This window comes from Paraburkholderia sp. J41 (assembly GCF_905220235.1).
Lineage (GTDB): Bacteria > Pseudomonadota > Gammaproteobacteria > Burkholderiales > Burkholderiaceae > Paraburkholderia.
The window spans coordinates 125527-149039 of sequence record NZ_CAJMZE010000016.1; the positions used below are offsets into that span (position 1 = coordinate 125527).

Below are 23513 nucleotides of genomic sequence, written 5' to 3' on the forward strand. Positions count from 1 at the left end.
CAGCGCCTCACTGGAATATGCCGATCAGGGTCTGGAACAGCGAGGCGGCCGTCTGGATCACCTTGCTGTTGGCCTGATAAAGCTGCTGGTACTGAAGCAGGTTCGCCGCTTCCTCGTCGAGATTCACGCCTTGCACCGACTGCTGCTGCGACGTGAGCTGCGTCACGAGCGACTGCTGCGAAGTGGCCTGCGCGTTGAGCTGGCTCGCGTCGTTGCCGATCGTGTTGACGTAGTTCGAATATGCCGCGGTGAGCGTTTGCGAACCCGTGTACGCCGTGCTCGACGTGAGGTTCGCGAGCGCGAGCGCATTGCGGCCGTCCTGCGTGCCGCTCGTGTTCGCGGCGATCGTAAACGTGTCGCCGCTCGAAGGCGTGCCGGTAAGCGTGAAGCTCACGTTGTTGGTGGTGCCGCCGCCCGAATCGGTCGCGCCCAGCACCGTGAGCGTCGCGCCCGTGCTCGGGTCGTAGTTCACGCTGGGCGTGGTCGCGCTGATCGTCACCGTCGTGCTCGTGGTCGAGCCCGGCGTGGTGATCTGCACCTGCGTGCCCACCGGGAAGCCCGACAGCGTGCCGCCGGAGCCGGAAGTCGAAGCCGTGTAGGTGAGCGTGAGCGGCGTCGACGAGGTCGAATAGCCCGCGCCCACCGTGCCTTGCGTGACCTCGCCCGAACCGGCGTTGGTCGTCGATGCCGAAACCAGCACCGGCGTGGCCGCCGCGATGGCGCCGGCGTCCTGCGTGACGGAGAAGTTCGCGAGCGCGCCCGCCGTGGGCTGGATCGCGAACACGTCGCCGTCGGCGGGCGTGCTGGTCGACGGCGTGATCGAGAAGCCGCCGAGCGTGAACGGCGTGGTCGTGCCGGGGTCGGTGCCGACCACGGTATTCGTCGTCGTGTCGGTGAGCGTCCAGGCGCCGCTCGTGTACGAGAGCTGGAAGTTGTCGGTGGGCGGCTCGGTCGGATCGGTGAGCGTCGCGCTGACCGAGGCCGAATCGGCGTTCTTCGAGCTGGCCGTCACGACCGGATTGCCGACCGTGAAAAGCGCGCCGCCCTGGCCGCCCGAGAGGTTCAGCCCGAGTTCGTTCTGCTGGTTCACCTGCGCCGCGAAGCTGGTGGCGATCGCGCCCAGTTGCGACTCCGCCGGATCGAGCGTGTCCGAGACGAACGAAAGCAGCCCGCCCACGGTGCCGCCTTGCAGCGCCGACGAACTGAGTTCCTGCGGCGCGCCTTGCTGCGCCGCGCTCGCGCCGTTCAGGCCCTGCCACGTCACCGTGAGTTCCGAGGGATTCGTGTCCGAAGGCTGCGTGCCGAGGTTGTAGCTCTGGCTGCTCACCACGAGCGGCTGGCCATTGTTCAGGAACACGCTGTAGCCGCTGCTGTTCTGCACGACCTGCACGCCCACGAGTTGCGAGAGGTTCGACACGGCCTGGTCGCGTTCGTCGAGCAACTGGTTCGGCTGCTGGCCGCCCGAGCTTGCGGCCTGGATCTGCGTGTTGAGCTTGGCGATCTGCTGCGTGATGCTGTTGATCTGCGAAACCGAGCTTGTGAGCTGCGTGTTCACGCTCTGGCGCATCGACGAATACTGCTGGGCCGCCGAGTTGATCTGGTCGGCGAGCGAGGTCGCGTCGGACAGCGCGGTCTGGCGCGCGGAGGAACTGGACGGCGCGTTCGCGACGCCTTGCAGGCCCGCGAAGAACGTCGTGATCGACGAAGCGATGCCCGTGGTCGGGCTGCCCACGAGGTTCGAGAGCTGCGTCGCGAGCGTGTACGAAGCGGTGTAGGCGCTGTTGGCCGACTGCGCGCTGTTGACCGCCGAAGTCAGATACTGGCTGTAGGCGCGCTGCACGGTTGCCGTGGTGACGCCGCCGCCGAGGTAGCCGTTGCTCGTGGACTGACCGCTCGATTCCTGGAAAACGGGCGACTCGACGGTATAGCCCGCCGTCGTCGAGTTGCTGATGTTCTCGCCGGTGGTCGCGATCCCGATTTGCGCCGCCTGAAGGCCGCTCAAACCGATCGACAAGATGTTGGACATGCGTGATCCTCGAATGCGGCCTGCCCTGTTTCGTGTCGGGCGAACCGCGTGGGTGAACTCACAGTTTTACGGCACCGCGGCGCGGAAATTGAGCGTAAGGATTGGCAAGACCGCGCACGCCATGTTGCGTGCAATACCGCTTGCAATACCGCGTGCAACGACCGCGCGAAAACGTCGGCGCGAAAACGTCGGCGCGCGCGGGCCGCGGCGCCTTGCGGGCGGCGTGCCGGCGCCGCCGCGCGCGCCGCGCAAAATCAGGTGCGCGCGAACGCGCGCCGCTTCATCTCGAGCTGCGTGATGTAGCGCTGAAGCGTGTTTTCCGCCGCGCCGGGCAGCGTTTCGAAGCGCAAGCCGAGGTGAAAGCGGCGGTCGCCGTTGGGCAGGTCAATAAAGCGCAGCACGACCAGCGCGAGATCCACGCGCAGCTTCCCCTGCGCGCGCAGGTCGAGTTCCACGTCTTGCAGCACGAGGCCCGTGTCGAGCATCGCGGCGCGTTCGTCGGTGGTGCGCAGGCCGAGTCCGCCCAGCGACAGGTCGTGGACTTCGAACTGGAAGCGCTCGCCGGTGCCCGGCATTTCGCCGCGGCAGATGCACGGTTCGAGCACGGGCGTGTCGACGCGGAAATACTCGCGCCGCTGCACGTAGAACAACACCTCGGGGAAATCGGCTTCGAACGCGGGGCGGCCTTCGTACTCGGTTTCGCGCGGCGTGCCCGTCGTGAACTCCACGCGCACGCCTTCGGGCGACGCGTGGAAATGGCACGTCGACGCTTCGAGCACGCCGCGGTTCTGCGAGGCGATCGCGCCCCAGTCGAACACGAAGGTGCGCTCGCGGGCGTTGACGGCGAGCAGACGCGTGACGAGCTGGCCGTCGCGGTATTGCAGGGTCAGGAAGTCGCCGCGATTGACGAGATTGCGCAATTGCACGCCGATCTCGAGCGGATTGCGGCGCCCGAAGTCGGGTGCCTCTTCGTCGCCTGAGCCTGGTTGATTCGACTGAACGGTATTCATCGGCCTGCCGGAATTTCGTGAACGTGTCGGCGCGGCTGCGGAACGGTCCCGCGCGCGCCGTTTGTGCGGTTTCGCCGCCTGGTTAGCTTTTCCATCTCGCCTGCATTAGCGGCAGGCCGGTCCAAAAATTTAGGGATATCCTGAAAAAAATGCCGGGCGGTGCGCCTGCTGCCGTATTTGCCGCTCCGCTTGCCGCAGTGTTTCCGCTGCGTTGCCGCCGTATTTGCCGCCGTGTTGCCGCCGCGTTGCCGCCGTATTCGCGGCTGTATTGCCGCCGTATTTCCCGCGCCGTTTGCCGATATTTCCCGCGCCGGGCCTCGCGCCCGCCGCGCCGCCAACGCCCGGCCATTGCCGCGCAACCACGTTTGCGAATCCCGCCTCCGCGCGGTTTTGCCCACCGACCGGCCCACCGGCCCACCGGCCCATCGACCGGCCCGGCGATCCGTCACGCCATGCGCGCCATGATCGTCATGAGCTTTTTCGCGTAGTGCGGGTCCGTGGCGTAACCGGCGCGCTGCATGCCCTGCGCGAAACTTTCGGCGCTTTTCGAGCCGTTGATGACGTTCGCATAGCGCGGATTGTTCTTGAGCACGGTCGCGTAGTCGGTCATCGCGTCCTCGTACGAGTCGTAAGCGCGGAACTTCTCCACCACGCGATGCGGCTGGCCGTTCACGTACTCGGTCGTGAGCGTGGAGACCGTCTTGCCCGCCCAGTCCCTGGTGGCCTTGATGCCGAACACGTTGTGGCTCGTCGAGCCGTCCGCCTTCTTGATCTCGCGCTTGCCCCAGCCCGATTCGAGCGCGGCCTGTCCCAGGATGAAGCGCGCCGGAATGCCGGTGCTGGAACTGGCCTGCTGCGCCGCGTTGGCGAGCTTGTCGACGAACGCGTCCACGTGCGGGTCGCCGTCGCCCTTGATCGGCGGCGTGAGCGCGCTGTTCGCGCTGTAACCCTGGCCCTGGCCGAGCGCGCCGTTCGCCTGGGCGTTGCCGTAGGCGCGGCCGAGCGCGTTGAGCATCGCGAGATTGCCCTCGTTCGCGTCCGCGCCGGAAAGGCCCGAGATCGCGCCGGCAATGCCGCCCGCGCCGCCCGCACCTGCGCCGCCGCCCGCCGCGTTCGCGTCGCCGCCCATGCTGCGCATGAGCTGCTTGATCATCGCGTTGGCCACGCCGATGCCCTTGTTCGACATCTGCTGCGCAAGCTGCTGATCCATCATCGACGTGAACTGCGCGCCGTCGCTGGAGTCGAGCGGGCCGTCGGAAGGCGTGGCCTCGCGCATGCTCTTGAGCATCATCTGCGTGAACACGGCGTCGAACTGCTTGGCCGCCATCTTCACGCCCTGCTGCGGCGAGGCGTTGGCCGCGGCGCGCATCGAATCGAAACCCTGCACGTCGAGCGCGAAGCGGTTGGTCAGGTCGAGGCTGCCGCCGATGTTGTTGTTGTCCATGCTGGTCCCCTAAGTGCCCTTAGATGATTTCCAGGTCGGCGCGCAACGCGCCCGCCGCCTTCATCGCCTGAAGGATCGACATGAGGTCCGCCGGCGTCGCGCCGAGCGCGTTCAGCGCCTTCACGACCTCGGCGAGATTGGCGCCCGCCGTGACGAGCTTGAGCGATCCGTTGTCCTGCTTCAACTGGATCTGCGACTGGCGCGCGGCCACGGTGTTGCCGTTCGAGAACGCGCCGGGCTGGCTCACCGCCGTCTGCGTGTTCACGACCACGGAAAGATTGCCGTGCGCGACCGCGCAGCTTTCCAGCGTCACCATCTGGTTCATCACGATCGAGCCGGTGCGCGCGTTGAGAATCACCTTCGCGGCCGGTTGCGCCGGGTTCACGTTGAGATCCTGGATCTGCGCGATGAAGCTCACCTGCGCGGAAGGCTCGGACGGGCCGCGCACCTGGATCGTGCGGCCGTCGAGCGCCATGGCCGTGCCCTGGCCGAACATGTTGTTGACCGCCGCGACGATGCGCTGCGTGGTGTCGTAATCCATGTCGTTGACGGCCATCGTCAGCACGCCGCCTTGCTGCGCCACCGGCGACGGCACCGCGCGCTCGACGATCGCGCCGCCCGCGATGCGGCCGGCCGCGAGCTGGTTCACCTGCACGCGGCTGCCGTTGGCCGAGGCGCCCGCGCCGCCCACCGCGACGTTGCCCTGCGCGAGCGCGTAGACCTGGCCGTCCGCGCCCTTGAGCGGCGTGAGCAGCAGCGTGCCGCCGCGAATGCTCTTGGCGTTCGCGAGCGAGGACACCGTCACGTCGATCTGTTCGCCGGGCCGCGAGAACGGCGGCAGCACGGCCGTCACCATCACGGCGGCGACGTTCTTCAACTGCATGTTGTTGAGCGCCGACGACGAACCCGAGTTGCTCGACGTGTTGTTGATCGAAATGCCGAGGTTCGCGAGCATGTTCGCGAGCGTCTGTGTCGTGAACGGCGCCTGGGTGGTCTGGTCGCCGGTGCCGTCCAGGCCCACCACGAGGCCGTAGCCGATCAGCGGGTTGTCGCGCACGCCCTGGAACGAAACGAGGTCCTTCACGCGCTCGGCGCGCGCGGGCGTCGGCCAGGCGAACGCGGCGATCAGCGCGCCGCCCGCGAACAGGAAGGCCGCCGCGACGCCGAAGCTGGCCAGCAGCCCTTTCACGCGCGAACGGCGCGCTTGCTGGAAGCGGATCTTTACCATGGCGCGATGTTCAGAAAGAAGCGTTGCAGCCAGCCCATCGTCTCGGCTTCGTCGATCACGCCTTTCGCGGAGTATTCGATCTTCGCGTCGGCGACGTCGGTCGAAAGCACGGAGTTGTCTCCGGCAACGGTGTTGGGATTCACGACGCCCGAAAAGCGCACGTATTCGTTGCCCTGATTGATGAGCATCTGCTTCTCGCCCGACACGACGAGATTGCCGTTGGGCAGCACGTTCGTGACCGTCACGGTAATCACGCCCGTGAAGGTGTTGGACGCGTTCGCGCCGCCCGTGGCGTCGAACTGGTTCGCGCCCGTGGTATTCAGGTTCGCGTGGTTGAAGAGGCCCGGCAGGAAGCCCGCCGTGCCCGAGAAGCTCGCGCTGGTGCCGCGCTTGGTGTTCGCGCCCGAGGACTTGGTCGCGTTGATGTTTTCGGAGATGACGATCGTGAGGATGTCGCCCGTGTTGCGCGGACGCTGATCCTCGAACAGCGGACGCCCCGCGTAGCCGGGGTTGAAGATCGCGCCCGGCGAAAGATTCACGGGCGGCGCCGGCGGCACGGCGGTCATCGGCTGCTGCACGATCGGCTGCTTCTGGGGAATGTAGGCGCAGCCCGCGAGCATCGCGAGCGCCACGCCCGCCGCGAGCGCCCGCAGATCGGGGCGCGCCGTGCGGGCGCGAGGTTGGATTCGGACGGACTGCGACATGCTGATCACCGGCTCGATAGACTAAAAAACTAACCTCAGACCTGCATCTGGCTGAGGGTTTGCAGCATCTGGTCGGAAGTGGTGACCGCCTTGCTGTTGATTTCGTAGGCGCGCTGCGTCTCGATCATGTTCACGAGTTCCTGCACGACGTTCACGTTCGACGCTTCCACGTAGCCCTGGTTGAGCGTGCCCGAGCCGTTCTGGCCCGGCGAGGACACCGTGGGCGCGCCCGACGACGCCGTTTCCGAAAGCAGGTTCTGGCCGTTCGACTGGAGACCCGTCGGGTTGATGAACATGGCGAGCTGGAGCGTGCCGATGGTGGTGTTGTTGGACGAGCCCGGCGTCGTGACCGTCACCACGCCGTCGCTGCCGATGGTGAGCGAGGTCGCGTTGGCGGGCACGGTGATGGCCGGCAGCACCTGGTAGCCGCTCGAAGTCACGAGCTGGCCCTGCGCGTTGGTCTGGAACGAGCCGTCGCGCGTGTAGGCCGTGGTGCCGTCGGGCATCTGCACCTGGAAGAAGCCCGCGCCGTTGATCGCCACGTCCTTCGAGTTGCCGGTCTGTTGCAGGTTGCCCTGCGTGTAGAGCTTCTCGGTCGCCACCTGCTGCACGCCCGTGCCGACCTGGCTGCCCGAGGGCAGCTCGGTTTGCTGCGTGGAGTTCGCGCCCGGCTGACGCAGCGTCTGGTACATGAGGTCCTCGAACACGGCGCGCGAACCCTTGAAGCCATTGGTGCTCACGTTCGCGAGATTGTTCGAGATCACGTCCATCTGCGCCTGCTGCGCGTTCATGCCGGTGGCGGCGATGTAGAGCGATCGGTTCACGGTGTCTTTCTCCCGGCGTGCCCCGCTGCGTTGCGCGCGGCGCGGCTGCCTTCAATTGCCTGAAATCGGCCTGTTTGCTTAGCTGAAGTTGAGCAGCTGGTTCGCGCTCTGCTCGTTCTGGTCGGCGTTCGAGAGCAGCTTGGTCTGCATCTGGAACTGGCGCGCGTTCGTAATCATCGAGACCATCGCCGCGACGGGGTTCACGTTGCTGCCCTCGAGCGATTCGGTCGCGATCTGCACGGTCGGGTCCGCGTCGGCGGGGTTGCCGTCCGCCGTGTGAAAGAGCCCGTCGTCGCCGCGCGTGAGCGAGCCGGGGTCCGGGTTGACGAACTTGATCTGGTCGATCACGGCGATGGCGTCGGCGGGGCTGCCCGGCGCGATGGCCGAAACGGTGCCGTCCTTGCCGATCGTGACCGCCGAGCCCGGCGGCACGCCGATCGGGCCGCCGCCGCCGATCACCTGCTGGTTCGCGGCCGTCACGAGCTGGCCGTTCTGGTCGACGTGAAGATTGCCCGCGCGCGTGTAGGCCTCGTTGCCGTCGGCCGTCTGCACGGCGATGAAGCCGGGGCCCTGCACGGCGATGTCGAGCGGGTTGCCCGTGTGCGAGATCGCGCCGGGCGTCATGTCCGAGCCCGGCGTGGCCGAGAGCACGAAGGTGCGCGTGGTCTCGTCGTTGACGCTCGAGCCGTCGCCGAACGACATCGGCACGGCGCGAAAGTTGGCGAGCTGCGCGCGAAAGCCCGTGGTCGAGACGTTCGCGAGGTTGTTCGCGACGACCGACTGCTGCTCGAGCGCCTGGCTCGCGCCCGTCATCGCGGTGTAGATCAAACGGTCCATGACGTATCCGGTGCGTTAGAGGCTTCGCGTTACATCTGGAGCAGCGTCTGGTCGACGGTCTGCTGCGTCTTGATGGTCTGCGCGTTCGCCTGATAGTTGCGCTGGGCCGTGATGAGGTCGACAAGCTCGTTCGTCAGATCGACGTTCGACTCTTCGACCGCGCCGCCCGTGAGCTGGCCGTGGTTCGTGCTGCCCGGCGTCGAAACCTGCGCGACGCCCGAGGCGGCCGTTTCCTGGAACTGGTTGCCGCCCAGGTTCAACAGGCCGTTAGGGTTGTTGAAGTTGGCGAGCACGATCTGGCCGAGCGCCGTCGTCTGGCCGTTCGAGTAGTTGCCGGTGATGGTGCCGTCGGCGCCGATCGTGAAGTTCGAGAGCGTGCCGCTCGCGTAGCCGTTCTGCGTGAGGTTGTTCACGCCCGAGGTGCCGCCGAACTGCGTCGTGCCCGTGAAGTCGATCGTGATGGTCTGGTTCGCGGCGCCGTCGGTCGGCGTGATGTTGAGCGCGAACTGGCCGAGTTCGGCCGTGGCCGCGCCGCTCGCGTGGTCGGTCGTGCCCGTGAGCGCGCCCGACGAGTTGAACGACATCGTGCCGAGATCGGTCGTCGTGCCGCCGTTCACCGCGTAGACCTCGGCCGCGCCCGTCGCGTTCTGCACGAAGTACAGGTTGACCTGCTGCGTGCCGCCGAGCGAGTCGTAGCCCGTGATCGAGGTCGAATAGCTGTAGCTGTTCGGGTTGGTCGGGTCGAAGGTCGTGACGGTCGGCGCCGTGGCCTGCGCGTTGAGGTTGAGCTGCGCCGTGATGCCGGTGGTCGCGAGCGGCGGGATGTTGGTCGTGGGCACCTGGAGCGGCACGGTCTGCGCCGTGTTGATGACGCCCGTCGAGTCGGCGGCGTAGCCCATCAGGTCGTTGCCGGCCGCGTCGGTGATAAACCCGTTCTTGTTGAGCTGGAACACGCCGTTACGCGAATACGTGACCGTGCCGTTGTTCGACATCTGGAAGAAGCCGTTGCCGTTGATCGCCACGTCGAGCGCCTGGCCCGTCGTGTTGATCGTGCCTTGCGAGAAGTTCTGCTGGACTTCCGAGAGCGCGGCGCCAAGGCCGATCTGCGTGCCCACCGAGGTCGCGATGGTGTTCGCATAGACGTCGGCGAACTGCGCGCTGCTCTGTTTGAAGCCCACCGTGTTCGCGTTCGCGATGTTGTTGCCAATCACGTCGAGGTCGTTCGACGCCGCGGCGAGGCCGCTCAATCCTTGCTGGTAGCCCATGTCCGTCTACTCCGCGTTTATCGTGTTCAGAGAATGCCGGCCACGCTCGAAAGCGCGACCGTCTTGCCGTTGGCGAGCGAGAGGCCCGCGGTGCCGTCCGACTGCTGGATGACGCCCTGGACCTGGCTTGCGACGAGCGCCTGCGCGCTGGCCGAGGAACCGTTGACCGTGGCCGCGGCGCTGATCGTGTAGGTGCCGTCTGCGACGGTGTTGCCCGACGCATCCTTGCCGTTCCAGGTGACCGGAATCGTGCCGGCCGACTGCGGGCCGAGGTCGAGCGTGTTGACGACCTGGCCTGCCGAATTAGTGATCGTGAGCTTGACGTCCGAGGCCGCCGCGCCGAGCTGCACGCCCAGTTGCGGCGCGGTGCCGCTCGAAACCGTCGCGCTCGAGCCGGCCGCAAGCACCGTCGAGCCGATCAGCAGCGCGGCCTGCGCGTTCTGGCCCGCCGAGAGTTGCGTGGAAAGCGACGACAGCGACGTGTTGAGCTGCGCGATGCCCGACACCGTGTTGATCTGGGCGAGCTGCGAGGTCATCTGCGAGCTGTCCATCGGATCGGTCGGGTCCTGGTTCTGCAATTGCGCGACGAGCAGTTGCAAGAAGGTGCTTTGCAGGTCGGACGCGCTCGTGCCGCTCGTGCCGCTCGACGACGAGTTCGCCGAACTCGTGCCGTTCATGGTGTCGAGCAACTGCTGCGACACGGTGGCGGAACTTCCGCCGATGGTGGTGTTGCTGGAACTCAACGCGTTCTCCTCGGATGCGCTTTTCTGGGCGCGGCGTGCGGTGCTTCGGTGCGTGGGGTGGCGACGCGCGGGGTTCGCCGCGCACGCCTGATCTTCATGGGCCGATTCGCGGCGTGCGTCAGGTGCCGATCGACAAGGTCTTCAACATCAACTGTTTCGCGGTGTTCAGCGTTTCGACGTTGGCCTGGTACGAGCGCGACGCCGAGATCATGTTCACCATTTCCTGCACCGGATCGACGTTGGGCATCGTCACGTAGCCTTCGGCGTTCGCGGACGGATTGCTCGGGTCGTAGCTCTGTTTCATCGGCGTGGGGTCGTCCACCACGCCCGTCACCCTGACGCCGCCCACCTGCTGGCCCGAAGCCGTGCGCGCGCCGCCGAGCGGATCGACGGCGAACACCACCTGCTTCGCCTTGTACGGCTGGCCGTCGGGGCCGGTCGTGCTGTCGGCGTTGGCGAGATTGGACGCCGTCACGTTCAGGCGCTGCGACTCCGCCGACATGGCGGACCCGGCAACGCTGAAGATGTTCATGAGGGATGGCATGGTTTGACTGACCTCGCGTGGAATGCGGCTTGAGTCGTTGAAAACGGTGAATCGGGCGATGCGGTTCGTATCCGGTTGCGCCGCGGCTTCAGCTCGAACCGGAGGTGATCGCGGAAAGCATCGTCTTGATCTGCTGCGACACCACCGTCATGCCCGACTCGAAGTGCAGCGCGTTGTCGGCGAACTGCACGCGCTCGGTGTCGAGATCGACCGTGTTGCCGTCGAGCGCCGGTTGCGTCGGCGTGCGGTACATCAGGCTGCTCGTGTAGGTGTCGGCCGGGCCGCCGGTCGGGATCAGCTTCGCGTCGCCGCTCATGTGGCCCGTTTCCGTCGACGCCATCTGCATGCCGCTCGCCACGCCCGCGGGCTGCGCCATCGCGAGCGGCTGCGAACCCGAAGCCGCCATGCCGCCCGCGCCGCTCACGCCCTGCTGCTTGAGCGCGCCGGCGAGCGAGGCCGCGAAATCCACGTCGCGCGCCTGGTAGCCGGGCGTGTCGGCGTTGGCGATATTCGACGAGATGAGCGCCTGACGCGTGGCGCGCACATCGAGCGCTTCGCGTCCGAAGGCGAATTCGGCATCGAGTTTGTCCAGCATCGGGCGATCTCCGCAATACGTATGGCTTTCGGCTGACTTGCACGCCGGTTCGGTCCGGCGCAAACGTTAGGCGCGCGGTCCAAAGACCTTTGCGCATGGAGAGGAATGTTAGGCGGGCGGCGCAAGAACCAATCGGACGAATAGCCGGTAAAGCGCCCCTCTATTCGAGGGAAGCGCGCGGGGTGCGCGCCCTAGAATGCGAGGCGTGTCAATGCATTGATGGAGAACGACGATGCCGCAGCTTGCCAACTTCCGTGGGCCGCGTACCGGCCGCGCGCGCGGCGGTGCGTCGTTGACGGCGACGCGCGCGTGCGCCGCCTTGCTGCTGGCGCTCGCGTGCGCGGGCTACGGCGCGCCGGCACAGGCTCAGACCCAACCCCAAGCTTCGGGCGGCCAGATTTTCATCGCCGGCAACGGCGACCGCGCGGGCTCGGACGCCGCGCGGATGAACGCGATGCTCGCCGCGGGCGCGAAGCCCGCCGCCGCAAATTCCTCCGCCGCAAATTCCTCCGCCGCAAATTCCTCCGCAGCAAATTCCTCCGCAGCAAATTCCTCCGCCGCGAATCCGGCCGCCGCGAATTCCGCGTCCGCGCCCGCGGCCTTGCGCGCCGCCAGTTACGCCGACCTGAATTCGCACGGCGTGCCGGAAGACGCGCGCGCGGGCGTCGACACCAACGGCATGATCACGATTCCCGGTCCCGGCGAGCGCGCGCCGCAAGGCGAAGCGCCGCAGATCGTGACGATTCCCGCGCCCGGCGCGAACCCGCCCGGCGGCGCGGCGGCGCGCATCGCCCAGCCGATGCGGATTCCGCCCGCGGCCATGGCAAACGCGGCGAACGCGGCGAACAACGCCGGCGGCATGCAGCGCGTGAGCCTTCAAACCGCCGCCACCCGCGTTACGCCCGTGACGGTGAATGCGGGCGCGGCTGCCGCCGCGGCGTCCATGACGAATGCCGTCGCCCCGAATGCTGCTGCACCGAATGCCGTTGCACCGAATGCCGCTGCACCCAACGCCGCTGCCAACGCCAATCCCGCCGCGAACGCCAACGCCAACGCCAACGCCAACGCCAATGCCAACGCGCAGCCGGCGCCGCCGGGCCAGCAGGACGGCGAGTCGATCCGCGCCGCCGCGCTCGCGTTCTTGCAGCAGCAGTCGGCGGGCTTGCCGGGCAAGATCGGCATTACGGTCGCCCCCGTGTTTCCGCGCGGCCTCGCCGCCTGCGCCTCGCTCGAACCGTTCATGCCGCCCGGCGCGCGCATGGTCGGCCGCACGACCGTGGGCGTGCGCTGCATCGGCGCGAAGCCGTGGACGCTCTACGTGGGCGCGCGCATCGAAGTCGACATCACGTATTACGTCGCCGCGCGCCAGATCGGCGCGGGCGAGGCGCTTTCCGCCGCCGACTTCACGCCGCGCGCGGGCGACCTCGCCACGCTGCCGCAAACGATCATCACCGATCCGGCCCAGGCGAACGGCGCGGTCGCGCTCGCGCGCATCTCGGCCGGTTTGCCGCTGCGCACGGACATGCTGCGCAGCGTGTCGTCGGTCATCATCGGCCAGACGGTGAAGGTGATCGCCGTGGGCACCAATTTCACGATCTCCGCCGAAGGCAGCGCGCTCAACAATGCCGAGCCGGGACAGCAGGTGCGCGTGCGCACGAGCGGGGGGCAGATCATTACCGGCGTGGTGAAGGACGCGGGAACCGTGGAGATCCAGATCTGACCGGAACCTGATCGGAACCGGATCGGGACAGGATCGGGACAGGGCAGCGGCGCCGCTTCGGCCGCTTCGCGCGGGCGCCCGGCTATGTGCGCCAGCACACGTAACAGCATGTAACGCCGGGACTTTCCCGCTAAAGTTCGGCCGCCCTGCGCCGTTATCTAGATCAAATCGATCAGGGAAGCCCAACGTGAAAGTCGACTCCTCTACCCGCAACGACCCGCGCGCACTGCAAGACAGCGTTGCGCGCACGCAAGATCCGGCCGCCAGCGTGAGCGCGGGCGGCACGGCGGCGCCCACGGCCTCGGCCGGGAACGCCGCCGCGTCCGGCGCCTCGCAAGGCGACGCCAACGTAAGCCTGTCCTCGCTGTCCTCCACGCTGCGCTCGCTCGCGGCGAGCGGTTCCGCCGACATCGACGTGGCGCACGTCCAGTCGATCAAGGACGCGCTCAAGAACGGCACGCTGCAAATCGACGCCGGCAAGATCGCCGACGGCGTGATTCAAACCGCGCGCGACCTCATGAAGCCGGCTTCGGGCAGCTAAAGCCGCACGCTTCGACGAGACCCGCGCCTCCCTTTTTTGGTGCTAGTGATGAAAGATGCCCTCCTTGCCACACTGATCGACGAACACGCCACCGTGGAAGCGTTCGCGTCGCTGCTCGCCTACGAAGAGAAGGCGCTCGTCTCGGCGGACGGCATGGAGGCGCTGCCGCAGATCGTCGAACAGAAAACCACGCTCACGGCGCGGCTCGCCGGGCTGGAGAAGGCGCGCGACGCGCAACTGACCGGTCTCGGCCTGCCCGTGGGCCGCAAGGGAATCGAGCTGGCTTGCGACGGCGACCCGCGCATCGCGACCCAATGGGCGCTGCTCAAGGGCTCGACCGAACGCGCGCGCCGCAAGAACCTGACGATCGGCATGATGATCCGCACGCGCATGGACCATAACCGCCGCGCGCTCGCGATCCTGCGCGGCGAGACGAGCCAGGGCGCGATGCTGTACGGCCCCGACGGTCGCCTGCCCGCGTTCGGGCTGTAACCGGAGCGGTCCGAAGCGCGTTTGCGGACGCCGTTTCAAACGGGCGAACGAGAAAGCCGAAGCGTGCGCTTCGGCTTTTTTGCTTTTGGGCGGCGTGTTTTTGGCGGCGCTTTTGGGCGGCGCGCCTTTCTGCAACGCGCTTTTCGGCGACACGCCTTTCGACAACGCTTTTCGACAACGCGCTTTTCGGCAACGCATCTTTTCGGCAACGCGCTTTTCGACAACGCCTTTTCGGCGACACGCTTTTCGGCAACGCGCCTTTCGACAACCGCTTTTCCGCAACACGCCTTTCGACGACACGCTTTTCGGCAACGCGCTTTTCGGCAACGCGCTTTTCGACAACGCGCCTTTTCGGCAACGCGCTTTTCGACAACGCCTTTTCGGCGACACGCCTTTCAGCACCGCGCCTTTCAGCACCGCGCCTTTCAGCACCGCGCCTTTCAGCACCGCGCCTTTCAGCACCGCGCCTTTCAGCAACGCGCCTTTTCAGCAACGCGCCTTTCAGCAACCGCCTTTCGACACCGCGCTTTTCGGCCGCCCGCTTTCCCGCAACGCTTCGCGCCGAAACAAAAAAGCCGAAGCGCCATCGGCGCTCCGGCTTTCTCGCTGCAACCGGTTCGCGAGGGGAAGCACGCGAACCGTCTACCGCCTCGATCTACCGCCTCAATTCTCCGCGCCCGCCCACGACATCTCGCGCAGCCGCGTGCGCAGTCGCGCCACGGCCTGGCTGTGCAACTGGCACACGCGCGACTCGCTCACTTCCATCACCGCGCCGATCTCGCGCAGGTTCATGCCGCGCTCGTAATAGAGCGACATCAGCAGCTTTTCGCGCTCGGGCAAGCGCTCGATCGCTTCGACCAGCGCGCCGCGCAGGCTGTCGTCGAGCAGCGCCGAAAGCGGGTCCGAATGATCGACGCAATAGCGGTCGAGAAACGGCTCGTCCTCGGCGGAGCGGTCGAAGTCCTCGTAATAGATGAGCTGGCTGCCGTGCAGGTCCTGGAGCATGCCCTGATAGGCGTCGAGCGGCATGTTCAGATGCTCGGCCACTTCGGTCTCGCTCGCCGAGCGGCCCAGCCGCTGCTCCACCTGATGCACGGCGCTCTCCACCTCGCGCGAAGTGCGGCGCAGGCTGCGCGGCAGCCAGTCGTTGCTGCGCAGCTCGTCGAGCATCGCGCCGCGAATGCGCTGGCTCGCGTAGGTCTCGAACTGCGCGCCCTGATCTTCCTTGTAGCGGTTCGCCGCGTCGAGCAGGCCGATCATGCCGGCCTGGATCAGGTCGTCGAGATCCACGCTCGCCGGCATCTTGGCGACGAGCTGCAAGCCCAGCCGCCTCACGAGCGGCGCGTATTTCGCCAGCACGTCGGCCTGCGAAATCTTTCCTTGAGCGTTGTACATCATGCTCTCCTCTCCCGGCCGCGGCCGGCGCTCGCGCGCCTCGCCCGGCCCATGCTTGTTGCTTCTGACCTTTGCCGCGTCACGGCGCGCACGTCATGCGTGCGTCGGCGTGCGCTGCGCGGGCGTGTCGGTTCGCCAGCCCGCGTGGGCCGGCGCGGATGGTGCGTTCTGCACCGTCGTCACGGTCGACACGCCCGTCACCGCCGCCACGAACGACTCGGCGTTCGCGGCAAGCGCGACATGCGCGGCTTGCGTGGGGTCGGGCGCGGCGGCGGCTTGCGTCGCGCCGCGTGCCTCGTTTGCGGTTCCTGCCTGCGCGAAATCGTGCGCGGCGTCATGCGCGGCGCCCAGCGACAGCGCACGCTCGTTTTCGGCCACGTCCTCGGCAAAGCGCGCGGGCGCGGGCGAGAGCGCCGATACCGCGGGCCGCATCGGCCAGTGCGGCAGTTCGGCCGCCAGCCGGCGGAAATCGCGCGCGGCGGCCGTCGACGGAAACGCATCGACGATGCAGCGCGCCAGTTGCAGCGCGCGCGCCATGTGCGGGTCGGCGGCGACATGACCGGCGCTGTCGAGCGAGACGTTCAGATAACGGCTCGCCACGCCGGCGAGATTCTCGATCGCGGCTTGCGCGTCGGCGGCGCTCGACACGTGGTTCGCGAGCACGCGGAACTGCGCGATCGCATGCGCGAAATGCAGCCGCTTCAGGCACGCGTAGGCGTCGGTGATCGCCTGCGCGCCGATGCGCATCACGAGCAGCACGTCGTGCGCGTGCATCGCGAGCGGCGAAAGCGCGCCTTCGGCGTCGAGCTGGGCGTCGATCAGCACGATGTCGGCGGGACCGGAAAGCACTTGCCGCAACTGCTTGCTCGTGTAGTGCGCGCGGTTGTCGCGCGAGGCCGCGAGCACGCCGAAGCCGAGCGAATGACGGCCGACCGCCTCTTCGAGCGTGCGCTCGCCGCGCATCACCGCCGCGAAACTGCCCGCGCCGCGCACGCCGCCTACCGTCGCGCAAACCGAACGCGGCCCGAGGCACTCGTCGATCACGAGCACGTCCTTGCCGTGCCCCGTGAGCGCCGCCGCGAGATTCACCACGGCGGTCGTGCGGCCCGGCGAACCGGCGCCGCCGGTGACGGCGACCACGCGCGAGCCTTCGCGCGCCAGCAAGCGCCGCAGACCTTCGGCCTGATCGATGACGAACTTATCCAAACCGGACCTCGGGAGCCTGCGAATTCGAACGGGTCGAGAGCGCGGAAAGCAGCGCGGGAATGTCGTCCTCGTGCGGCACGAACGGCGAGCGGTCGCGCGGAATGCAAAAGGCGCTGCGGATCAGGAAGCGCCGCGTCGCCACATAAAGGTTCTCGGGCACCTTCTGGCCCGTCGAAACGTAATGCACGGGCAGCTTGTAGCGCAGCACGGTGTCGAGCGCGCAGCCGAGGTTGGTCGCCTCGTCGAGCTTGGTGAGAATGCAGCCCGTGAGCGGCGCGTCGTCGCTCTGGTACGCCTGCACGACTTCGTTGAGCGTGTCGCCGTGGCTCGTCGCCGAGAGCAGCAGGATGCGCCGCACCGGGCGGCCCGCGCCGCACAGCATGGCGATCTGGTCGGCCACGGCGCGGTCGCGCTGGCTCATGCCGATCGTGTCGATCAGCACGATGTGCTTGTTCTTGAGTTCCGCGAGCGCGAGTTGCAGATCCGCGCCGTCGCGCACCGCATGCACCGAAACGCCGAGAATCTTGCCGAAGATGCGCAGTTGCTCGTGACCGCCGATACGGTAGCTGTCGGTCGTGAGCAGCGCGACCTTGCTCGCGCCGAAGCGCATCACGCAGCGCGCCGCGAGCTTGGCCGTGGTCGTGGTCTTGCCCACGCCCGTCGGGCCCATCAGCGCGAACACGCCGCCGCGCTCCATCAGCGTTTCTTCGTCCTCCAGCACGGGAAGATTCGATTCGAGCACCGACTGGAGCCACGCCATGCCCGCTTCCTCGGTTTCCACTTCGGGCAGGCGGTCGATCATCATCTTCACGAGCTGCGCCGAGAAACCGGCCGCGAACAACTGCTTCGTGAGCGCGCCCTGCATCGGGCTGCGGCGCTGGCGCTCGCCCCAGAGCAGGCCCGCGAACTGTTCTTCCATCATGCCGCGCATGGAAGCCAGCTCGCTCATCACGGTCTCGTTGACGACCTGTTCGATGCGCGCGCGAATCGCCTCGCTCACCGTGGCGGCGGTGCTCTGCGCGCCGGGCTTGCCCGCGGCCTTCTCGCCTTTTTCACCTTTCTCGCCGTCCTCGCGCCGGGTCGGCGCCGGGCCGGCGGCGTCGGCGCTCTGGCCGATGCTTTGCGCGGCGCGGCGCGCGGCCACGTAGGCGGCTTCGCGCGCCCACTCGGGCTGGGTGGCTTCGACGCCGGCGGGCAGCACCGGATCGGCCACGCTGCCGAGACCCTTGGCGCGCGCCGCCGAAGGCGTCATGCCTGCCTCGCGCGCGGCGTCCTGCTGGTTGGCGATGCGGCGGGCGTGGTCGATGAGCCACGGATTCGTCTCGGCCATGGTGCGCGGCGCGCTCGCGCCTTGCAGGTCGAAGGGTGCGTCGAATTGCGGATCGCGCCGCGCCTCGAACTTCTTCGCGGCCTGCTCGATCAGCGCGGCGGCTTCGTGAGCGCCGAACAGGTTGGCGGCCGCATTCGCGGCGTTGCCGGCGGGCGCGCCCGACTGTGACGCTGCCTGTGAAGCCGGCTGCGGATTCGATTGCGGCATCGACGGGGAAAGCGGCTGCGCCGCGTTGACGGGCGCGTTGCCGTTCGAGCCGAACGCCGATTGCAGCGTCGATTGAAGCGTCGATTGCGCGGCCGCGTGTCCGGCTGATTGCGCGGTCGATTGCGCGGTCGATTGCAGCGTCGATTGAAGCGTGGCCGGCATGGGCGACTGCGCGGCGTGCTGGCCGGCGGCGGCGCGCGACGCCGACGCGAGCGGCGCATTCGCGCTCGATGCGGGCGCGGCGGCTTCGCGGCCGAGCGTGACGCTGGTGTCGGCGCTGGCGTCGCTGTCGGCGTCCGCGTCGGCGTGCGTGCCGTCGTGCTCGGCGCCCACTTCGGGGCTCGCGCCGAACACCGACGAAAACACGTCCGGCATGCCGCCGTTCGCATACGGATTCGCACCACCGCCGAGCGCGGCGGCGGCGGCCGTTGCGATGGGCGCGGCGGCCACGGCGCGCGGCGGGCGCGGCAGCGCGGCGGCCGGTTGCGCGAACGCGTTCGCGTTGCCTTGACCGGCCTGAGCGCCAAATCCGCCCGAAGCACCGGAGCCGAAGCCCGCGAAACCGCCCTGGCCTTGCGCGGCGCCTTCACCGGCCGGGGCGATCGCCGCGAGGTCGCGATCCGCGAGCGCGACGATCTCCACGTTGCCATCGTCCAGCGTGCGGTTCGACAGAACGACGGCGTCCGCGCCCAGCGCTTCGCGTACGAGTCGTAACGCGTCGCGGCTGGTGCCACCGATGAATTTGCGAATGTTCAAGCTAGGCCCCTGATGAGGTGAGCGGTTTCGTGCGCCGCCGGTCGTCTGTTTGCTGGAATGGCGTTGGAATACTGCTGCCCGCGCATCGCGACAGGGCTTTTCCGATGGTGAAATTATTTCGCCGCCGGACCTTTCACGATTGATGGATCAAGCCGGAGAAATGCGGGTAATTCGCGGGATGGGTGGGGCCGCGCGCCGATGCGGGTCGCTGGCCGGTCGCCGGCCGCTCGCCGGACGTATCGGCGGACGTGTTCGCGAAGGGAATCGGCGACGAGCCATGCGGCGGCACACCGACACACCGCAGTGTTGGGGATTGCCTGGCTCGTCATGACGTCATGAGGCCGGCAAGAACCGCTCGTGCCGCCGATCGCCGTGGGCAAGCGCGAGGCGCACGCGGTCTTTCGGAAGGCGCGCGTGCGGCGCCCATGAAAAAGCCCGCGACCGCGGGCTTCATTCCATCGCCGAAAACATCGCCGAAAATATCGGCTCCGCTCCGGCTTCACGTCGCCCCGGGACCGGCCTCAATTCCCGCCGATCACGTTCACCACGCGCACGCTGCGCGTATCGGGCACTTCCGCGTACGACAGCACCTTGAGCTGCGGCAGGCTGCGGCGCAGGAAGCGCGAGAGCATCGGCCGCAACGCGTGCTGCACGAGCATCACGGGCGCGAGGCCCATGGCCTGCTGGCGTCCCATCGCGGCTTCGGTCTGCGTGAGCAGCGTGTGCGCAAGGCCCGGTTCGAGACCGGGGTTCGGGCCCGACGTGAGCGTTTGCGACAGCACGCGCTCGAGGTTCGCGTCGAGGCCCATCACCTGCATGTCGCCGCTGCCGGGGAACCACTGCTGCGTGATCGCGCGGCCCAGCGCGATGCGCACCGCCGCCGTGAGTTCGTGCGCGTCGGACACGCGCGGCGTGTGCTCGGAAAGCGACTCCATGATCGTGCGCATGTCGCGGATCGGCACGCCTTCTTCCAGCAGGTTTTGCAGCACTTTTTGCAGCGTCGTGACGGGCAGCGTCTTCGGCACGAGATCGTCCACGAGCGAAGGCGTGTCCTTCTGCACGCGCTCCATCAGCGCCTGCACTTCGCGGCGGCCGAGCAGCTCCGCTGCGTGCGTCACGACGAGATGGTTCAAATGCGTCGCCACCACCGTGCTCGCGTCGACCACCGTGTAGCCGAACACCTGCGCCTGCTCGCGCATGTTCGAGTCGATCCACACGGCGGGCAGGCCGAACGCCGGATCGGTGGTGGGCGTGCCCGGCAGCATCGCGCTCACCTGCCCCGGATTGATCGCGAGCCACTGGCCCGGATACGCCTCGCCCGTGCCCACTTCCACGCCCTTGAGCGCGATGCGGTACGCGTTCGGCCGCAGTTCGAGGTTGTCGCGAATATGAATGACGGGCGGCAGAAAACCGATTTCCTGCGCGAACTTCTTGCGAATGCTCTTGATGCGCTTGAGCAGTTCGCCGTCGGTGTTCTTGTCGACGAGCGGAATGATGCGGTAGCCCACTTCGAGGCCGAGCGTGTCGATGAGCGCCACGTCGTCCCACGTCGCTTCGGCGTTTTCGGCCGGCGCGAGCGCGGCGGGCGCGATGTCGGCCACCACGGCGCTGGCCTTCTTCGCCTCGGCGTTCTTCTTCAGCACGCGGCCGAGCTGGATCGCGCCGCCGCCCAGCAGCAAAAACGCGAAGTGCGGCATGCCCGGAATCAGGCCCATCGTGCCGATGATCGAACCCGTGATCATGAGCACGCGCGGGTTCGTGAAAAGCTGGCTCGTGAGCTGCGTGCCGATGTCTTCGTTGGTCGCCACGCGCGAGACGATCACGCCCGCCGCCGTCGAAATCACGAGCGACGGAATCTGCGCGACGAGGCCGTCGCCGATCGTGAGCAGCGTGTAGGTTTCGCCGGCCGCCGCGAACGGCATGCCGTGCTGCACCACGCCCACGATCAGGCCGCCCACGATGTTGATGACCATGATGAGCAGGCCCGCGATCGCGTCGCCGCGCACGAACTTGCTCGCGCCGTCCATCGAGCCGTAAAACTCGGCTTCCTGCGAAACGTCGCTGCGGCGCCTGCGCGCGGCTTCTTCGTTGATGAGGCCCGCGTTGAGGTCGGCGTCGATCGCCATCTGCTTGCCCGGCATGGCGTCGAGCGTGAAGCGCGCGGCCACTTCGGCGATACGGCCCGCGCCCTTCGTGATCACCATGAAGTTGATGACCATGAGAATCACGAACACGACGATGCCGACCGCGAAGTTGCCGCCCACGAGGAAGTGGCCGAACGACTCGATCACGCGGCCCGCCGCCTCGGGGCCGGTGTGGCCTTCGAGCAGCACGACGCGCGTGGACGCGACGTTCAGCGAGAGGCGCAACAGCGTGGAGAACAGCAGCACGCTCGGGAACGCCGCGAAGTCGAGCGGCTTCATCGTGTACATGCTGACGAGCAGCACCATCACCGAAAGCGCGATGTTGAACGTGAAGAACAGATCGAGCAGGAACGGCGGCAACGGCAGGATCATCATGCCGAGGATCATGCAGATCAGGATCGGCCCTGCCAGCGCGCGCAGATTCGTGCCTTGCAGCACGTCCGGGCGCCGCGCGAGGAAACCGGTGCGGGCGTTCATTGCGTTGCTCCTTCATTGCCGTCGCGCGCGGCGCGTCCGGCGGTGTTCGTATCCGTGTTCGTGTTCGCGCCCGACCTGCGCGCGCGCTCCTCGGGCGTGAGCGCTTCGTCGGCTTCCTCGGCTTCGTCCTCGGCGCTCACGGCGCCCTTGTCGAGTTCCGGCGGCACTTCCAGATCGGTCGGCTCCATCGGCACGTCGCCGCCGTGTTCGCGAAAGCGCTTCAACTGATAAACCCAGGCGAGCACCTGCGCGACCGCGCCGTAGAGCGGTCCCGGAATCTCGCGGTTCAGGTCGACGTTGTAATAGAGCGCGCGGGCGAGCGGCGGCGCCTCGAGCAGCGGCACGTTATTCTCGGTGGCGACCTCGCGAATGCGCGCCGCCACGAGGTTCACGCCCTTGGCGACGACCTTCGGCGCGCGCATGGAGCCGTCCGTGTACTGAAGCGCGACGGCGAAGTGCGTCGGGTTCGTCACCACGACGTCGGCCTTGGGTACCTGCGTCATCATGCGGCGGCGCGCGGCGGCGCGCTGCTGCTGGCGAATGCGGCCCTTCACGTGCGGGTCGCCCTCGTTCTCGCGATGCTCGCGCTTCACTTCTTCCTTCGTCATGCGCAGGCGGCGGTAGTACGACCAGAGCTGATACGGCACGTCGAGCGCGGCCACCACGAACATGCCGGCCACGGTCATGCCGCAGCACACGGCGACCAGATGCAGCGCGTCGGCGAAAGCGCGCGCGGCGGGCTGCATCGACAGGCCGATGATCTCCTCGCGATGCTTCCAGAGCGCCGAGCCGCCGATCAGGCCGACCACGATCGTCTTGAGGAACGACATGCCGAGCTGGATCGGTCCCTGTATCGAAAAGATGCGGCCCAGACCGGCGATGGGGTCGAGGCGTTCGAACTTCGGTTCGAGCGACTTCGCCGAGATCAGCCAGCCGCCCAGCGCGAGCGGCGCGAGCAGCGCGGCGACGCCCGTGAGCGCGAGCACCGGGAACACGGCCATCATGCCTTCGCGCGCGGCCACGCCCGCGCCCGTGAGCATGCGGCGCGTCTCGAACGCGCTCGCGTGGTCAAAGGTGAACGCGCCGCGCATCATCGCCTGCAAATGCTCGCTGATCGTGCCCGACAGCAGCCACGCGCCGAAAAACCCCGCCGAGAGCAGCGCGAACGTCGAAAACTCGCGCGAACGCGGCACCTGCCCCTCCTCCCGCGCCCTTTCGAGGCGCTTGGGAGTGGCGGATTCGGTTTTTTCGAGGTCGCTGTCCTCTGCCACGCGTGCTCCAGTCGGGGGCGCGCGCCGCTCGTCGCGGCTGCACGGCTTGGCGCGCGCCCTTTTTTCAGTGAGAGCGATTATTGCCGCGCAGCACAAGCGCCGATTGCCGGATCAGGGCGGGGAAAACGGGGTATTTCGGGAGATGGGGGCGGGGAGAGGGGCGGGAGATAGCGGGGAAGCGGCGTGAAAGGGGATGGAGGCGCATGCGGGCGGCGCGCGCAAGCGGCGCCCGAGGCAGCAACGGCGGCGAAGAAAGCGCCGCCGCGAACGGCCGCGCGCGGCGGCAAGCACGGCCGTGGGCCGCCTCAACGGCGCGGCAAGAACAGCGGCGGCGACGACATCGGCAAAACCCACCGCAACGGCGCTAGACGAATCGCCGCCGGAAAAAGCACGAGGCGGCAACGTGCCGTGGCCGCGCGCTGCTGGAACGCCCCACCGCTGGAACGCCCCACCGCTGGAACGCCCCACCGCTAGAACGCTGTATCGCTGTATCGCTGGAACGACGCACCGCTGGAACGCAGCACCGCTGAAACACCACGCAGCTAGAACGCACGCCGCTAGAACACCCTACCGCTAGAACACCCTACCGCTAGAACATCCTACCGCTAGAACGCCCCACCGCTAGAACGCCGCGCCGCTAGAACGCCGCACGCCAGAAGGCCGCACCGCTGGAACGCCGCACCGCTGGAACGCCCAGCCGCCAGAACGCCACACCGCTAGAACGCTATATCGCTGGAACGCCACGCCGCTGAAA

The 23513-nt window shown here is 67.7% G+C and carries 18 protein-coding genes and 2 pseudogenes; 3 read left to right on the top strand and 17 right to left on the bottom strand.

The window, feature by feature from the left end; all coding sequences use genetic code 11:
* Positions 1 to 7: 7 nt before the first annotated feature.
* The 11 genes from flgK to U5805_RS18360 form a co-directional block, all read right to left on the bottom strand.
* Entirely contained in the window at positions 8 to 2026 is a 2019-nt protein-coding gene (flgK, locus tag U5805_RS18310; RefSeq protein ID WP_322104906.1) for a flagellar hook-associated protein FlgK, read from the bottom strand.
* 254 nt (positions 2027 to 2280) lie between these two features.
* Positions 2281 to 3036: a flagellar brake protein gene (locus tag U5805_RS18315; RefSeq protein WP_322104907.1), complete on the bottom strand. Its 756-nt coding sequence runs from the start codon at positions 3034 to 3036 to the stop codon at positions 2281 to 2283.
* A gap of 445 nt (positions 3037 to 3481) precedes the next feature.
* Complete coding sequence (gene flgJ, locus U5805_RS18320) at positions 3482 to 4480, bottom strand: flagellar assembly peptidoglycan hydrolase FlgJ (protein ID WP_322104908.1); 999 nt, start codon at positions 4478 to 4480, stop codon at positions 3482 to 3484.
* A 19-nt stretch (positions 4481 to 4499) separates the two neighbouring features.
* On the bottom strand, positions 4500 to 5708 hold the full coding sequence (locus U5805_RS18325) for a flagellar basal body P-ring protein FlgI (protein WP_322104909.1): 1209 nt from the start codon (positions 5706 to 5708) through the stop codon (positions 4500 to 4502).
* The gene (locus U5805_RS18330; RefSeq protein WP_322104910.1) at positions 5702 to 6412 is read right to left on the bottom strand and encodes a flagellar basal body L-ring protein FlgH; all 711 of its coding nucleotides are present in this window, start codon (positions 6410 to 6412) and stop codon (positions 5702 to 5704) included. Before U5805_RS18330 ends, U5805_RS18325 begins: the two co-directional genes overlap by 7 nt.
* A gap of 35 nt (positions 6413 to 6447) precedes the next feature.
* Positions 6448 to 7236: a flagellar basal-body rod protein FlgG gene (gene flgG / locus U5805_RS18335; RefSeq protein WP_322104911.1), complete on the bottom strand. Its 789-nt coding sequence runs from the start codon at positions 7234 to 7236 to the stop codon at positions 6448 to 6450.
* A 78-nt stretch (positions 7237 to 7314) separates the two neighbouring features.
* Positions 7315 to 8073, bottom strand: a complete 759-nt coding sequence (flgF, locus tag U5805_RS18340; RefSeq protein ID WP_322104912.1) for a flagellar basal-body rod protein FlgF — start codon at positions 8071 to 8073, stop codon at positions 7315 to 7317.
* A gap of 29 nt (positions 8074 to 8102) precedes the next feature.
* Entirely contained in the window at positions 8103 to 9338 is a 1236-nt protein-coding gene (gene flgE / locus U5805_RS18345) for a flagellar hook protein FlgE (RefSeq protein ID WP_322104913.1), read from the bottom strand.
* Between the two features lie 26 nt (positions 9339 to 9364).
* On the bottom strand, positions 9365 to 10015 hold the full coding sequence (locus tag U5805_RS18350) for a flagellar hook assembly protein FlgD (RefSeq protein ID WP_322104926.1): 651 nt from the start codon (positions 10013 to 10015) through the stop codon (positions 9365 to 9367).
* 184 nt (positions 10016 to 10199) lie between these two features.
* On the bottom strand, positions 10200 to 10625 hold the full coding sequence (flgC, locus tag U5805_RS18355) for a flagellar basal body rod protein FlgC (protein WP_322104914.1): 426 nt from the start codon (positions 10623 to 10625) through the stop codon (positions 10200 to 10202).
* Positions 10626 to 10713: 88 nt separating this feature from the next.
* A complete protein-coding gene (locus tag U5805_RS18360) occupies positions 10714 to 11220 on the bottom strand; it encodes a flagellar basal body protein (protein WP_322104915.1) in 507 nt (168 codons plus the stop codon).
* A 232-nt stretch (positions 11221 to 11452) separates the two neighbouring features.
* Between U5805_RS18360 and flgA the strand changes: the two genes are divergently transcribed.
* From flgA to U5805_RS18375, 3 genes are all read left to right on the top strand, one after another.
* On the top strand, positions 11453 to 12940 hold the full coding sequence (flgA, locus tag U5805_RS18365) for a flagellar basal body P-ring formation chaperone FlgA (protein ID WP_322104916.1): 1488 nt from the start codon (positions 11453 to 11455) through the stop codon (positions 12938 to 12940).
* Positions 12941 to 13127: 187 nt separating this feature from the next.
* Positions 13128 to 13481 carry a flagellar biosynthesis anti-sigma factor FlgM gene (flgM, locus tag U5805_RS18370; RefSeq protein ID WP_322104917.1) on the top strand — a complete coding sequence of 118 codons (354 nt, stop codon included), beginning with the start codon at positions 13128 to 13130 and terminating at the stop codon, positions 13479 to 13481.
* 48 nt (positions 13482 to 13529) lie between these two features.
* Entirely contained in the window at positions 13530 to 13973 is a 444-nt protein-coding gene (locus tag U5805_RS18375; RefSeq protein ID WP_322104918.1) for a flagellar protein FlgN, read from the top strand.
* 402 nt (positions 13974 to 14375) lie between these two features.
* On the opposite strand, the pseudogene U5805_RS31845 reads toward U5805_RS18375, so the two are convergent.
* The 6 genes and pseudogenes from U5805_RS31845 to flhB form a co-directional block, all read right to left on the bottom strand.
* Positions 14376 to 14450: pseudogene (locus U5805_RS31845) on the bottom strand (pentapeptide repeat-containing protein); the annotation flags it as partial.
* 186 nt (positions 14451 to 14636) lie between these two features.
* The gene (locus U5805_RS18380) at positions 14637 to 15368 is read right to left on the bottom strand and encodes an RNA polymerase sigma factor FliA (RefSeq protein WP_322104927.1); all 732 of its coding nucleotides are present in this window, start codon (positions 15366 to 15368) and stop codon (positions 14637 to 14639) included.
* A gap of 330 nt (positions 15369 to 15698) precedes the next feature.
* A pseudogene (locus U5805_RS18385) lies at positions 15699 to 16574 on the bottom strand (MinD/ParA family ATP-binding protein); the annotation flags it as partial.
* Positions 16567 to 18867 carry a flagellar biosynthesis protein FlhF gene (flhF, locus tag U5805_RS18390; RefSeq protein ID WP_322104919.1) on the bottom strand — a complete coding sequence of 767 codons (2301 nt, stop codon included), beginning with the start codon at positions 18865 to 18867 and terminating at the stop codon, positions 16567 to 16569. The gene flhF and the pseudogene U5805_RS18385, both read right to left, overlap by 8 nt.
* 521 nt (positions 18868 to 19388) lie before the next feature.
* Positions 19389 to 21488 (bottom strand): flagellar biosynthesis protein FlhA, encoded by a 2100-nt coding sequence (flhA, locus tag U5805_RS18395; protein ID WP_322104920.1) that lies wholly within the window; start codon positions 21486 to 21488, stop codon positions 19389 to 19391.
* The gene (flhB, locus tag U5805_RS18400) at positions 21485 to 22759 is read right to left on the bottom strand and encodes a flagellar biosynthesis protein FlhB (protein ID WP_322104921.1); all 1275 of its coding nucleotides are present in this window, start codon (positions 22757 to 22759) and stop codon (positions 21485 to 21487) included. The genes flhA and flhB overlap by 4 nt, the downstream gene beginning before the upstream one ends.
* Positions 22760 to 23513 lie beyond the last annotated feature (754 nt).

Bases quoted from the DNA above. Each gene is read 5' to 3' on its own strand.
- flgK (WP_322104906.1), bottom strand. From the start codon at position 2,026: ATGTCCAACATCTTGTCGATCGGTTTGAGCGGCCTTCAGGCGGCGCAA.
- U5805_RS18315 (WP_322104907.1), bottom strand. From the start codon at position 3,036: ATGAATACCGTTCAGTCGAATCAACCAGGCTCAGGCGACGAAGAGGCA.
- flgJ (WP_322104908.1), bottom strand. From the start codon at position 4,480: ATGGACAACAACAACATCGGCGGCAGCCTCGACCTGACCAACCGCTTC.
- U5805_RS18325 (WP_322104909.1), bottom strand. From the start codon at position 5,708: ATGGTAAAGATCCGCTTCCAGCAAGCGCGCCGTTCGCGCGTGAAAGGG.
- U5805_RS18330 (WP_322104910.1), bottom strand. From the start codon at position 6,412: ATGTCGCAGTCCGTCCGAATCCAACCTCGCGCCCGCACGGCGCGCCCC.
- flgF (WP_322104912.1), bottom strand. From the start codon at position 8,073: ATGGACCGTTTGATCTACACCGCGATGACGGGCGCGAGCCAGGCGCTC.
- flgE (WP_322104913.1), bottom strand. From the start codon at position 9,338: ATGGGCTACCAGCAAGGATTGAGCGGCCTCGCCGCGGCGTCGAACGAC.
- U5805_RS18350 (WP_322104926.1), bottom strand. From the start codon at position 10,015: ATGAACGGCACGAGTTCGGCGAACTCGTCGTCGAGCGGCACGAGCGGC.
- flgC (WP_322104914.1), bottom strand. From the start codon at position 10,625: ATGCCATCCCTCATGAACATCTTCAGCGTTGCCGGGTCCGCCATGTCG.
- U5805_RS18360 (WP_322104915.1), bottom strand. From the start codon at position 11,220: ATGCTGGACAAACTCGATGCCGAATTCGCCTTCGGACGCGAAGCGCTC.
- flgA (WP_322104916.1), top strand. From the start codon at position 11,453: ATGCCGCAGCTTGCCAACTTCCGTGGGCCGCGTACCGGCCGCGCGCGC.
- U5805_RS18375 (WP_322104918.1), top strand. From the start codon at position 13,530: ATGAAAGATGCCCTCCTTGCCACACTGATCGACGAACACGCCACCGTG.
- U5805_RS18380 (WP_322104927.1), bottom strand. From the start codon at position 15,368: ATGTACAACGCTCAAGGAAAGATTTCGCAGGCCGACGTGCTGGCGAAA.
- flhA (WP_322104920.1), bottom strand. From the start codon at position 21,488: ATGAACGCCCGCACCGGTTTCCTCGCGCGGCGCCCGGACGTGCTGCAA.